This window comes from Asticcacaulis sp. SL142, from assembly GCF_026625745.1.
In the GTDB taxonomy this organism is placed as follows: Bacteria; Pseudomonadota; Alphaproteobacteria; order Caulobacterales; family Caulobacteraceae; genus Asticcacaulis.
This window is the reverse complement of the sequence record NZ_CP113061.1, coordinates 556468-570341: the sequence shown is the minus strand read 5'-3', so window position 1 is coordinate 570341 and position 13874 is coordinate 556468. Positions and strand designations below refer to the sequence as shown.

10 protein-coding genes and 1 pseudogene are annotated in these 13874 nt (G+C 51.9%); 6 read left to right on the top strand and 5 right to left on the bottom strand.

Annotation, left to right across the window (positions count from 1 at the left end; translation table 11 throughout):
* Nucleotides 1-71: 71 nt before the first annotated feature.
* A complete protein-coding gene (locus OVA03_RS02595) occupies nt 72-1685 on the bottom strand; it encodes a methyl-accepting chemotaxis protein (protein WP_324291023.1) in 1614 nt (537 codons plus the stop codon).
* 976 nt (nt 1686-2661) lie between these two features.
* Between OVA03_RS02595 and OVA03_RS02590 the strand changes: the two genes are divergently transcribed.
* Nucleotides 2662-3099, top strand: a complete 438-nt coding sequence (locus OVA03_RS02590) for a response regulator (protein WP_267526648.1) — start codon at nt 2662-2664, stop codon at nt 3097-3099.
* 347 nt (nt 3100-3446) lie between these two features.
* On the opposite strand, the gene OVA03_RS02585 is transcribed toward OVA03_RS02590, so the two are convergent.
* From OVA03_RS02585 to OVA03_RS02570, 3 genes are all read right to left on the bottom strand, one after another.
* Entirely contained in the window at nt 3447-6329 is a 2883-nt protein-coding gene (locus OVA03_RS02585) for a TonB-dependent receptor domain-containing protein (protein WP_267526647.1), read from the bottom strand.
* Between the two features lie 650 nt (nt 6330-6979).
* A complete protein-coding gene (locus OVA03_RS02575) occupies nt 6980-7750 on the bottom strand; it encodes a DUF1499 domain-containing protein (protein WP_267526645.1) in 771 nt (256 codons plus the stop codon).
* Between the two features lie 197 nt (nt 7751-7947).
* Nucleotides 7948-9372, bottom strand: a complete 1425-nt coding sequence (locus OVA03_RS02570; protein ID WP_267526644.1) for an AAA family ATPase — start codon at nt 9370-9372, stop codon at nt 7948-7950.
* Between the two features lie 56 nt (nt 9373-9428).
* On the opposite strand from OVA03_RS02570, the gene OVA03_RS02565 reads away from it, so the two are divergent.
* Nucleotides 9429-10043: an HAD family hydrolase gene (locus OVA03_RS02565; protein ID WP_267526643.1), complete on the top strand. Its 615-nt coding sequence runs from the start codon at nt 9429-9431 to the stop codon at nt 10041-10043.
* Here the strand turns inward: OVA03_RS02565 and pdxH are convergent.
* Nucleotides 10044-10713 (bottom strand): annotated as a pseudogene (pdxH, locus tag OVA03_RS02560) (pyridoxamine 5'-phosphate oxidase).
* 113 nt (nt 10714-10826) lie between these two features.
* On the opposite strand from pdxH, the gene OVA03_RS02555 reads away from it, so the two are divergent.
* The 4 genes from OVA03_RS02555 to OVA03_RS02540 all read left to right on the top strand — a co-directional run bounded on the left by OVA03_RS02555 (nt 10827) and on the right by OVA03_RS02540 (nt 13871).
* Nucleotides 10827-11570: a DnaJ C-terminal domain-containing protein gene (locus tag OVA03_RS02555; RefSeq protein WP_267526642.1), complete on the top strand. Its 744-nt coding sequence runs from the start codon at nt 10827-10829 to the stop codon at nt 11568-11570.
* A 90-nt stretch (nt 11571-11660) separates the two neighbouring features.
* Nucleotides 11661-12761, top strand: coding sequence for a chorismate synthase (gene aroC / locus OVA03_RS02550; protein ID WP_267526641.1), 1101 nt, complete (start codon nt 11661-11663; stop codon nt 12759-12761).
* Between the two features lie 178 nt (nt 12762-12939).
* Nucleotides 12940-13638, top strand: coding sequence for a pirin family protein (locus OVA03_RS02545; RefSeq protein WP_267526640.1), 699 nt, complete (start codon nt 12940-12942; stop codon nt 13636-13638).
* A complete protein-coding gene (locus OVA03_RS02540) occupies nt 13635-13871 on the top strand; it encodes an NF038104 family lipoprotein (protein WP_267526639.1) in 237 nt (78 codons plus the stop codon). Before OVA03_RS02545 ends, OVA03_RS02540 begins: the two co-directional genes overlap by 4 nt.
* Nucleotides 13872-13874: the final 3 nt, after the last annotated feature.

Below are 13874 nucleotides of genomic sequence, written 5' to 3'. Positions count from 1 at the left end.
AATACGGCACGCATGTGGATAAATCGTAAGATAAAGATGGCGGGCCCTGCGTTGGCCCGCCATCTTTATGACTAGGCCGCCCTTACGGTCGCCAGGAAGCTATCCATTTCAGTGCGTAGCTTTTCGGCCTGTTCTGCAAGTTCGCCAGAAGAACTGAGCACCTGAGAGGCCGCCGCTCCCGTTTGCTCCGCGGCCTGAGCCACACCTGTAATGTTGGACGTGACCTCGGTCGTCCCCATGGAGGCCTGATTAACGGCCTGAACGATTTCCTGGGTTGCCGCATTTTGCTGTTCGACCGCCGAGGCGATAACCGTTGAGGCGTTGTTGATTTCCTGGATCGTGGCCGTGATGTTTTGAATCACGCTTACGGCCCGGGTGGTTGCTTCCTGTATCTGCTCAATCTTGGCAGAAATCTCGGTTGTGGCCTTGGCCGTTTGTCCGGCCAGTTGCTTGACCTCCGAAGCCACGACGGCAAAGCCCTTACCGGCTTCTCCCGCTCGCGCTGACTCGATCGTCGCATTCAACGCAAGAAGATTGGTCTGACTGGCCAGACCTGAGATCATATCCACGACACCATTGATGCTGCCAGCGACTTCGTTAAGCTCCTCAACCACTTGCATGGCCTGACGTGCCTCAGTGACTGCCGTGGCGGAGATATGCGCCGACGTCTGAACCTGACGCCCGATTTCGGATACCGAAGCCCCCAGTTCTTCCGCAGAACCGGCGACAGATGTCACATTGGTTCCGGCTTCTTCTGCGGCCGCCGACACCGCTATCGATTGGGCCGAAGTTTCCTGTGCTGTTGAGGTAAGTTGCGCCGCGGCCGCCTGCATTTCCGTCGCCGCAGAGGACACCAGAGTGACAATTCCACCAACCGATCGCTCAAACTGGTCGGCCAGGTTCAGCATAGCGGCTTTGCGCTGCGCTTCGGCTTGCTCACGCTGTTCCGCGGTTTCATGGCGAAGCCGCTCGGCCTCAGCCAGCCCATCCTTAAAGACGCCCAATGTCTTGGCCATGATGCCGATTTCATCACCCCGTGACTGACCATCGATCACCTGATCCAATCTTCCGTTCGCTATAGCTTGCATCTGGCTGGTCAGACGGCCCAGCATCTTGGCGATATCGCCAAAGGCCAGCAGGGCCGCCAAAGCGGTGATTGCCGCCGTCACCAGAACCGAGATAATCAAACTATTGCGGGCTTGGACGTTGATATCAGCCTTCAGTTTTTCAGCGATACCAGAGTGTAACTTTTGCTTCTCATCAACCTTGGCGCCGATGTCGGTAGAGAGAGATTCAATTGATGTATCCTGTTCCAACAACAAAGCGCGTAGTGCGTCCTGTTCATTATTGAGACCGGCCGGTATAGCCTTGTTAATGGCCGTATCGGCTATCTTATCAAAACGCGCCTTTAGCGGACCGAAATCGGTTTCGTATTCCGGCACAGCGTCGATAACCCCTTGGTAGCGTTCACCAAAACGCTGAACTGACGTCTGCCCTAACTTAGAGAAATTATCGCAGGTCGCACTGGGGCAGTTACTAAACGCAAGTCCATAGGTTGCCCCCTGCAAGGCATAAAGGTTTTGGCGCATACGTGCCCCTGACAATAGGGCAACATCCAGATGATCGACGATATGCTCGTAGCTTTTCTGGGCTTTTTCCATCGTTGCGTTCTGCCACAACGTCATGCCTACACTAGACGCGCCGAAGACGGCGATTATTGCAAGTATCTTGTATCCGATTTTTATATCCGAAAGCTTCATAATCCTGCCCTTGTAAGTTACCGGTATTAATTAACCGCTTTTATTCACATTAACTAAACTCAAACTGATGATATGAATCACCATCAGAACTTAACAATCAGAATTGATTAACGTGGTTAATATTTATTTACTTACAATCGCGTTCAAATTCTATAATCATAGAAATGCTATAAATTTCACAAACTTAAACGCAAGCAAATGCCAAGATAAACATTGCCAAACAGATGGCCAATTCATTTCAAAACTGAGAATAAAAATTGTTAGCGATTTGGAGATTGTATCTTGGATTTTTAATTTATAAAAACTAGCTGACAATTACTACGCATCACGCCCGTTTGGGTACGCTCCATTGCGCCTATACAGCTAAAGTATCGGTGCGTACGTACAGACCCTAAATCCAAACTTTTAAGGCCGCACGCTTCTAAAGGCGCGATAGTACCCACACTCTAAAGTCAAGACTCAATCACCAACAAACCCAAAAGTGGGTGAAAAAGATTAACGAACCATTGCACCCTTAGCGCGAGTTCCTGATGCTTGTAACGAGTGGCGCTCTAAAAAAAGCACCATACCATCAAATAACAGCTATTCCCTACCCGCTAGGCGAAATTTAAAATATTGAATTATATGAATTAAATTTCCAATGATGGAATTTTCAAACCTACAGGCAAATAATAACCCAACATCAAATACCGAACGTCAAACCATGGCCATGAAATTATTTATGCCTTAACGGTTTGGCCCTAATTTTATCTACGGTACTGAAGCCAAAATAAATAATCTTAGGGAAACCAAATCTACCAATCGGCGACAGCCTTAACGTCCCAAATATACACGCGCTGGGTTTACCTTAATTTAGCTATTTCCCATTAAGCTGCTCAAACACGCATGATAAGGGTGAGACATGAAGTCAATACTTCTACTTGAAGATAGCCGTACACAGGCAATCATCATCACCAAGATGTTTCAGAAGCTTGGTTATGAAGTCGTGGGCGTCGCGTCTGCAGAGACAGCCTATCAGGCACTGGCAAAAGAGAGCTTCTTTCTGCTGGTTCTAGATGTGTTTATCGAAGGCAGCAACAGCCTAGACGAACTGCATGTCTTTCGCCGGTTAGCGCCGTCTGTACCCATAGCCGTCATGACGGCGGGCCAGGTGAATAATCCTGAAGCCAGCGCGGATGCCCTCAACAAAGCCCGACGTGCACGCGTTGATTTTCTGCTGCCTAAGCCGTTCTATTTTGACGATCTGAAACAGGTTTGTGAAGATGTCGAACTGTACTGGCGCAAATCGGATGGATCGGTTCAATCTGAGCCCCTAAGTGGCGAACGGCGCATTGCTTAACTGTAAGCATTCATCCGAATTTATTATTCATTAGAGGCGGCCTTAGAGTTTCCATAATAAGCTGTTGTGGTCACGCAGCGGTAATATTCGCCATAGCTTTTACCTTCTCGGCATCGCTATCGGTACCAAAATAACAGGTTTAGCACTAAACTCTGTAACGCTAGCATCTCTCGCTCTGTGTAGTTCGCGGGGAATTTGGCCCGAACTTTGAACCCCAAGGAAAGTTATTAAGAACCCTACCATACACAACAAAACGCCCCAACCGTCTCTGGTCCATATTGGGTTCAATCAATAAAAAAAGCGGCGGAAGGAGAACCTTCCGCCGCCATTTGGTTATGTTTCGAGATTTAGAACCTCGCTTTGAAGCCCATATAGATAGAGCGCCCAAAGATATCATAGTAAGCCGGAACGGTATCAAGTGCCTGCGTACCCGACTGGCTTGTCGGGAAGAACGGCGGATCCTGATCGGTCAGGTTGCTGATGCCGAGGTAGATTTCGGTGTTTTCCAACAAGGCATAACGAACCTGAGCATCATGATAGACATGAGCGTCGATCGTGACTGGGTTGGTCGCATAGGGAGAGCTTTTGGCTTCGCCAACGTAACGAACCGTCCAGTTTGCTTTAAACTTACCCAACGACCAGTTTACGCGGGTCGAACCGTTCTTTTCGATCCAGCCTTGATCGGACGTGGTGCCGCCCGCAAAACCCAGAAGGTCGGTAAACTCTGTTCCCGGAAGGCTTTGCTTTTCCGCCTTGTCGTAGATCGTCCAAGTGGACGTAATCGCGACACGACCGAAGTCACGAGGCATGTCGAACGCGTAATAGGCTTCGACATCGTAACCCGCAATGTTCAGAGCCGCCAGATTTAGAAGCTGATCGTTCACATCCGTTAGAACATAGTTAGCACCCGCAACGGCTGGATCTGTCCCACGTGTGACCTGAGAGCAGTAAAGGTCACGTGCGGCGCCATTTGGGGTGTCATAGCACAGGTTGACGATTTCCTGGCGGCCAACACCCGCGATCAAACCTTCGGTATCGATCTTAAACCGGTCTACCGTCAAGGTAAGAGACGATACCCAGCTAGGTAATACGTCAAAACGAGCGGCCGTAAACACGACCCCTACGGTTTCGGTATCGGCTTCTTCAGGCTTCAGATTGGCATTACCGCCGACGAAACCTGAAGTACCTTGGCGAACGGTTAGAGGCGGATCGTATGTCGTCGGAATTCCTTCAGCAGCGCAGTTAGCCACGCGGGTAGGATTATCATTATAGTTTTCGGTGAAACAGGGATCGTCAACCACACCAAAAGTTTGGCTGATACCTGTCGTTTCGCTTAGGTTTGGCGCACGGGCTGACTTAGCCTTGGTTGCCCGGAACGTCAGGCCGCTGACTGGAGTCCAAGACCCGCCCATATTCCAAGTTTCATACTCACCAAAGGCCGCGCTATCTGACTTACGATAAGAACCATCGAAGCTTAAGTCCTGAGCGAAGGTCATATCCCGAAGAATAGGCACACGAACTTCGGTGTAGTACTCGTTGGTCAGGTAAGAACGCTCTTCGTTGTCACCGATCTGGTTGCCTGTGGTGATACCATTGTTGATATCCGAGGCATAATCCAGGTAGCTGGTGACACGGCGGGATTCGACACCGAAGACAACATCCAGAGGGCCGGCCGGCAATTCAAATAAAGAACCGGCGATAAAGGCGTTGAAGTCTTCGAGGTCATATTGGCCACGCGTACCGGCCGATACCAGCAGGTAAGCCTGTTCCTGAGCATTGTAACCGTCAAACGGGTTCAAAGCCAAGCACCCTGAAGCCCGGGCGACGGGGTCAGCACACTGATAACCACCGGCACCGTCAGACTCGACACGCAAGCTGGCGTAAAGGTTGGCACGAGACACCAAACCGTTGGTTAGGCTGTCAAGCTTAGAACGACCGAGGAGATAGGAAACATCATAGTTCCAGTCCGATCCGATACCAAAGATCGAATCGAAGTCACCCTCAATACCGGCAACCAAGCGCAGGTTAGTGCGGCTGTTGGTCGCACCCCGATCTTCAAGGCCTTCGAAACGCTGGAACCAAGTGATTTCCGTGTCACCATTGGCGACAGCCAGATCGCGCAAAGCGGTCGGAAGGAAGGGATTGTCAACCGGTATAGATGGTTCAAGTACACCAGCTACTAGATCAGCGCTGGATTGAAAGGGGTGGGCCTCAAATGGCGCTACAGTGTCAGTGGTCGAATAGTTAAACTCGACATAAGCTCTATGACCTTCAAAAATTTCATACTTGCCTTGGCCAGCCAGTAGGAAACGTTCGGTCGGAATAGCTAAGGTGCGTTGCGCATTACGGTTGTAACCATATGCCGCGGTCGAAAACGGTACCATAGCGCCATTATCGAAAGTATAGCTGCCTGCAGCGCCGTCAACAAAGAAGCGCCCGTTTAAAGGGACGCCAGAACGCGCAGATGGCGAACGGTTTGGCTCCCCGGGAGGTGTCCACGCAAAGTCTTCCGCACAGAGGTAACGATCCGCACAGCTTACCAAGCCTTGGTAGTCATATTGCAGGGTAAGATTTGCATAGCCTTTATCGAAGACCTTACCCAGGCGGATGTAAGCGTTGGGGTTAATGTTGTCTTCTTTTTTAAGAGCATAACCATAGCTGCCGCCAACTTCGACACCATCAAGCTTGGTGTCGGTAATGATGTTGATAACACCCGCCACGGCATCTGCGCCATAAACAGCGCCCGCACCACCCGTAAGGACGTCGACGCGAGCAATGTTCGCAGACGGGATCATATTGAAGTCAACCGCGTCCGAATCAATCGTGCCCGATGGGAAACGCTTACCGTTAACCAGGGTCAAGGTGCGAATGCCACCAAGATTACGCAGGTTGACCAAGTTCAAACCCGAAGACGTCGCCCCCGAAAAGGTCGATTGCGTACGGGACGTACCGAACGATGCAGCAAACTGTGGCTGCTGAGTTAAGGCGTCGGCAACGTTTTCAAACCCTTGGGATTCCATTTTCTCAAGGGTAATCGTAGCAACCGGTGACGTGGCTGTCAGGTTCGGGCGCAGAATCCGCGATCCGGTAACGACAACTTCGGTAACACTGCTATCTTCAGCAGGCACATCTTGCGCTGTTGCTGCCGACGAAAGCGTCAGCATCGACAACACGGTCGAGCAAATGGTCGTTGTAACCATAAGCCCTGATTTGATAGATTTGTTTTTCACTCTTAGTCTCCGGATTATTTTATAGGGTACTTTTATACCCACCGCAGTTTCCAACATTAACTGTTGTTAATTCCAGTAAGACACTCGCGTCACAAATCCGTCAATCGTCTGACACCACTTTGCCAATTTCAAATGAAACCTGTTCCAATAAAGTCACACCGGAAACTGATGGGGCTTATTGGCCACATTTATCTACCCTGTCCGCACAGGCAAAACATACGAACGTCATTAATTTTAATATATTTTTCAGTTAGATAATGACGAAAATAAAATAAGTTATAACCGGAAAATCAGCCGTACGCGCGCTCAACTTTAGTGGCGTATACCCTTGATCGATATAGTTTCAATGAAAATAAATTGTGGATAATGCCACACAGGTCGCCCGCTTCGCCGTATTTCCACACCTAAATGCTGGAAACTTTCGAGGCGTGAGTCTCTGCGTGACTATCTCTCAATAACCGCACGAACCGCATAAGGCATAACGGGTTCAGGCGTGCAACTTACGGCAACGATCTGTGCCAGAGTAAGCAGCATAAAGGCTGCGGCCATGCGCTGGGCTCGTTTTGATACAAATATCGCTATGCTTACAGCCATGTCGGCACCCTTAATAATATCTTAAGGGCAAACAGCAATTTCCGAACCAGAAACGGTCACATGGCTTTCAAAAGTTCAACCACGCGCATTACTCGTGCACAATTCCCGCCCAGATCAGATAATTCGTACCGGCTCACCGACCGCACATCGGCCTCATCCGGATCGATGCGCACCACTATATCTGACTTAAAGCCATAGACCGGATCGCGGTAAATGGCTTCGACGCGCCAGGGCGCGCGACCGAAAATCATGTAACCCACCTGCTTCAAACTTAAGGCTACCTTATCGGCGGTAATATTCGGGTTTCTGACGGATTGCGCACCTGGACAGGTCGCCGCATTCACATCTGAGACCGGTTTCATATCCCATTCAAATGAACTGCCTTTTACGACACGCGGATTGTCTTCGATAGGATGGGCATCAGGGCCACGCTCCTTGATCAGCTTTTCCGAAAACGTGACCGGACGTTCCCAATCGGTCGCCACATCATAAACAGGCGGCGCGGCTTTCAGTTTACGCTCATAAACATAGAATCCGCCCAGCACACCGCACGATATAATAACCGCAGCCAAAGCATAAGGCCCGGTTCGCTTTGGGGCCATAAACAGTGACACCAGCAAGGCAATCAGGGCAAAAACCAGACTGACCGTCGCCAGCTTTGGCGCCCAGTTTAAGGTCAGCAGGGTAAAGCTGGTATCGTAGTCAAAATAGTCGACCTGACTGCCGAATATGGCCGCTCCCAGAACGAGGGGCGCCGACAAACTCACCAGAAAAGCTACCAAAGCCAGACTGAGACCACGTTTGCGCGTTTGCGAATTGGCTTCCACGATTGTGCATCCTAATCTTCAATAGTACCGCGTTCTATAAGCGTCCCTGAACCTTACGAGGCGGTTCAGTGGCGTCATGACCATACATCGTGATGGCGAATCTGATGACGCACATACAAATACATTTTCACCTGAAAAGCATTTTAACGCTTTGAACCAAAATAGAAATTGAACTTTCTGTGTCTGATGGCTCCATATTAACCGACATCGACACGCATCCATTTCGATGACACATCAGTCACCTCATCCTGAGAATCAGCGACCTCGGCCGTCGCATCAGACGCATCATTTGATCGGCCGGCCACCCGCTGCACCCGCTCATCACGCGGCAGATCAAGCCAGACACCTGTAAAGACGACCCCCGCGTTCTGCGCCAAGACCTCGGTAGCATTTCTCATCGCCTGATCCCTGAAGGTCGCATCAACAATCACGGACTGTCCCGCCGCCAGCACGATCTGCGCTAACACGAATATGCGGTTATAAACCCTGTCAGTTTCCTCATGCGTGTAAGCCTCAGCGGGCAAGCGTTCAAAGGACGGCCAGTTCCACAGCCGCTTGCGGATTTCGTCACTGCGTAAAATGACCGCACCGGGCGACCGCCCCTTACAGTCCGCGATACGGCGGGCATAGGTTGTTTTTCCCGAACCCGATAAGCCACCAACAGCCATTAAACCGGCCTTATCCATTTCCAGAAACGCAATCGCCGCATCCAGATAGACCGAAGCCTGCTCAAGATCGCCGTAATGCGCATTGACATGACAGCGCACCCCTGCCCGCACTGACATGTAGAGCGGCAATAGCTTTAAACCGCTATACAGGCGGCCATCATCTGCTTCATTTCGCGCGGCCTTATCCATGTAGGCATTCATGACGCGGTTCGCGGCCTGTTTATGGTCCCTCACCCACAGATCCATCAGCAGAAATGCCAGATCGTACAGTACATCAATCTGGCTCAACCGCTCATTAAATTCGATGCAGTCAAACAGAACAGGCCGGCCCGCTTCGACGAATATGTTGCCCAGATGCAGATCACCGTGGCAGCGACGCACAAACCCCTGATCGAAACGATCCTGCACCACCGATTTTACCTGCTCATAGGCTTGCGATATCCGCTGATCGTAATCATCAACCCGCGCCGCGTCTAAATACTGGCGAAACACATCGATATTGCTGCGGTTCGAATCGATCACATATTTGATATTGGCCGCGTGAGACGGGTCACGGCAGACCTCAGAACCCGCATGGAAGTCGGCAATGACCTCACCAAGCGTCTGCATCAGACCGATATCGGGCGACCAGTCAGGGTCGCTCAGGCTTTGCTCAGCCAGCACCATAGACTGATCAAAGCGGCGCATGACCAAAACGGCCTCGCCGTCCACCTCAATCACCTCACGATAAACATCCGCGGCTGTGCGCTGATTAAACTTAAGCTCCCGCTCCAAAGCTTCACGGCGACGCGGCTGTGAGGTGAAATTCAAAAAACCATAGTCTACGGATTTTTTGATTTTAAACGCCTGATTGCCTTTTAAAATCACAACGGCACAGGATGTCGCTATAACCTTGTCAGCTCCGGCAGACAGCTTGGCGATCACGGCGTCCGGTGAGGAATTGGCATCTGTCATATCTTTTTACCCACAGCCGAATTGACCCAGAGCAGGCCTGAATACATATAGAGAGCATGCATAAAGCGCTTCAGTTTCACCCCGACGCCGGGATCAAAGCCCTGATTTTTGATTGTGACGGTACTTTGGCCGACACCTTCCCCGCCCATTACCGCGCTTTTAAAGAGGCGCTCGAGATTTACAATATAAATTTTGAAACTGGTTTTTATGGCGCAAGACTAGGCTTATCCAGGTATCAACTCGTGACTGAATTAGAGGCTCATTACAAAATGCGTCTGAATGATATTTATATCGCCAGTCGCACCGCAGAATTGTTCCTGACACATATTGGCTCCGTCCGCCCGATTACGGTTACAACCGAACTCGTCCACCGCTTTCACGGCATATATCCGCTGGGTGTCGCATCTGGTGGTCAAAGGACCATGGTGACAGCCTCCCTGAACGCCATAGGACTGTTAGACCGATTTGAGACCGTCGTCACCATAGAGGATACAGGCAAGGGTAAACCTCATCCTGATCTATACCTCGCCGCCGCCGAAAATCTTAAAATCCTCCCGGAACATATTCAGGCCTTCGAAGATACTGACGAAGGCATAGAGGCCGCCCGAAGCGCCACAATGAAGGTCATAGATATCAGACCCCACTACACGCCCGACCCCACAACCTGGTGATCAGGGGAAAAGCCGCGCCTTATCCCAACTATCTGAGACTGACTGACGATTAAACTGAACACGTTCATGCAGACGAAAGGGCTTATCGCGCCAGAACTCCATGCTCAAAGGCGCCACACGGTATCCGGTCCAGTGCGGCGGCCGCGGTATAGGCCCGACACCAAACTTCAGCGTCAGTTCCGCCACCCGTTTTTCGAGCGCAAACCGATCCGGCATAGGGCGGGATTGATCCGACGCCCAGGCACCCAATCTGAGACGCCCGCGCCCGGCTATGGAAATAGGCGTCAGCTTCGGCATCCGACACACGGCTGACCAGCCCGCGAATTCGCACCTGCCGACGTAGGGATTTCCAATGAAACAGCAAGGCCGCCTTGCCCGCCTGATCAAGCTGCTGCCCCTTGGCGCTATGGGTATTGGTGTAGAAAACAAAACCTTGGGCGTCAAAATCTTTGAGCAGCACCATGCGCACGTCCGGTAAGCCGTCTTCATCAACGGTTGCCACGCCCACGGCGTTCGGATCGTTCGGTTCCTTTTTACCCGCCTCTTTGAGCCACTCGGCAAACAGATCAAAGGGCTCGGCCACATTGAGATCGATCTCAACCGCATTAGCTTCGTGGGCCGCACGGTATTCGTCTTCCGTAGGGCTATGCGGAATCAGTTCCGATGCCATGACCATCTCCATTATATATAGCTAACGGTGCATTAACCGCATTTTGACGCTTTTGGTGTGTCTTAGACCGGTTGCCTAAAACTGGCTAATCCAATTTAGTGGCTCTTTTCAGAATGAACAGAACCGACGCGCTCAAAATTCTGGGGCTTTGCGATCCGATTGATGAGGCCCGCATCAAAGCGGCGTTTCGCAGCCGTGTAAAAGATGTTCACCCGGACATCAACCCGACATCGGATGCTCTGCTGCGCCTGCTGATCGTCGCCCGCGACCTACTGCTTGAGCCTTCCTTGCCCGCACCAGTCGCCCACCACAGCCCCGCCGTGACAGATTTAGTTATCACACCCCATCAAGCTATCCATGGTGGTGAGAGCGTTTGCGAAATTCCGGTCACCTTTGACATTATCGAACAGGATCAGACCGTTCAGTCCCTAAGCCACCTGCGCCGCGTATCCTTATGCCTTCCCAAAGGCCTGCGACACGATGAGGTTTTAGAACTTAAGGATGGCCAATTGTGTCCGGCTCAGGGGCAGCCCGCCCACACACATAACTTTCAAATTAAAATCATTCTGGATGAGCGTATTACTATCGCCGGCAATGACATTTGGATGACGGTTGATGTCACGCCTGATATTCTGAAAAATGGCGGCCAGACTATGGTTGAAACGCCGAGCGGTACGCGGTCCATCACCCTTCAAGGCCCCGTTAAGAGCGGCTCCAGTCTAAAACTGCCAGGTGCCGGACTTCCCGCCAGAGCGGGCTTCAAAGCCGGAGACCTGCACCTACGCCTCATGGCAAAAGCGGTTACGGGCTATAATGCGGCCAACCTTTTGACCCGTTTCAATGCGCGCTGGGGTTAACCCTCCCGATTAAAATTTGCACGTCAAATCAATCTGGTTTAAGCGAAACCCACCTTTATCGTGCCACCTTTACAGTGAACACCAGATACCATGTCGCACAATAGCTTTGGCCACCTTTACCGTGTCACTACCTGGGGCGAAAGCCATGGCCCGGCCTTGGGCTGTGTCATCGACGGCTGCCCTCCCGGCGTCTCACTCACCGAAGCTGACCTGCAATGGGCGCTGGATCGGCGCAAACCCGGCGGATCGCGCTTTGTGACCCAGCGCCGTGAAGCCGACGAAGCCAAAATTCTGTCCGGCGTTTTCGAGGGCAAGACCACAGGCACCCCGATTTCGATCATGATCGAAAACACCGATCAGCGCTCAAAAGACTATGGCGACATCGCTAAGCAGTTCCGGCCGGGACACGCTGATTATACCTATTTCGCCAAATACGGCATCCGCGACTACCGCGGCGGCGGCCGGTCCTCAGCTCGTGAAACCGCCGCCCGCGTGGCCGCTGGTGCGGTTGCCCTTAAGGTCTTGCAAACGCAATTTTCGGACATAAAAATCCGCGCCGCTCTGGTGCAGTTAGGCGTTCATAAGATCAACCGCGACCAGTGGGACTGGGCTCAGGTTGATCAGAACCCGTTCTTTTCGCCCGATGCTTCAACGGTCAAAGCGTTCGAGGATTACCTCGATGACATTCGCAAAGCGGGCTCCAGTATTGGCGCGGTCGTAGAGGTTCAGGCCGAAGGCGTACCTGCGGGTTGGGGCGCACCTATTTACGGCAAACTCGATTCCGATCTGGCGGCCAATCTGATGTCAATCAACGCCGTTAAGGGCGTTGAGATTGGCGAAGGCTTTAACGCCGCCACGCTTTCGGGCGAAGACAATGCTGATGAGATGCGCATCCATGACGGGCAGCCGGAGTTTCTGTCCAACAATGCGGGCGGCATACTGGGCGGCATATCTTCGGGCCAGACAATCATTGCCCGTATCGCGCTTAAGCCGACCTCTTCGATCCTGACCGAACGCAAATCGATCGATATAGACGGGCATGAGGTCGATATCCGCACCAAGGGCCGCCACGACCCCTGCGTCGGCATCCGTGCCGTGCCGGTGGCCGAAGCCATGATGGCCTGCACGCTGCTGGACGCCTGGTTGCGGCACCGCGGGCAAACCGGCGGCAGTGTATTCAAGTTGGGATAGAGCATTTTCCCATCAATGAAATCATTTGATGGATCAGAAAGAGCGACCATATAAAAATAGAGTTGCATATTTTGCAACACAGCATGCGCAATCCCATGGCTTTTAGGGACGAACGATATCGCTATATTGGTGACAACTTCAATCGATGAAGGGCTCCAAAGCCCTTAAGGAGATTACCATGATACAGCATCGCCCCTTTGAAAAACTCTTCCATGAAAACCACGGCTGGCTCGATACGCGCCATCACTTTTCATTCGCAAGCTATCATGATCCGAACAATATGGGTTGGGGGTCAATCCGTGTCTGGAATGATGATGTCATTGATTCCAAATCAGGTTTCCCGCCTCATCCCCATAGTGATATGGAAATCATCACCTATGTCCGCAAGGGCGCCATCACCCATCAGGACAACCTCGGCAACACCGGCCGCACCGAAGCTGGCGATGTGCAAGTAATGTCGGCCGGCACGGGTATTCGTCATGCGGAGTACAATCTGGAGCCGGAAACCACTGAGATTTTCCAGATCTGGGTTATGCCGGATAAGCGCGGCATTGCCCCGCGCTGGGGTGCCAAGCCGTTCCCCAAAGGCGACCGGTCGGGTAAGTTCGTAACCCTGGCGTCTGGTTTTGAAACCGATACCGATACGTTGAAAATTCAAACCCCGGCCCGCTTGCTGGGGGCCACCCTGCTCAAAGGTCAAACCGAAACCTACGCGACCGAAGCTGGTCGACATATCTATCTGGTATTGGCGCAAGGACGTGTTAAGTTAAATGGACTCGAACTTGGCCCGCGTGACGGCGCTGCAATCAAGGATGAAGCTGTCCTGACGATTGAGGCGCTGGAGGATGCGGAAATCCTTTTGATGGACGCTCAATGATAGAACTTGGGATTAAACCAGTCCTGAAACCTGCGGGTTTCATTCTCTTAGTTGGCACAGCCCTGTTGCTTCAGGGCTGTGTCGCCGTTGCGGTAACCGGTGCCGTCGTCGGCACGGCGGTAGGGGTTACGGGCGCTGCCGTCAAAACCACCGGCGCGGTCGTAGGAGCCGTTATCCCGGATGGCGACGACGAGAAAAAAGACAAAAAGAAAAAAGACAAAGACGAGGATTAGGCC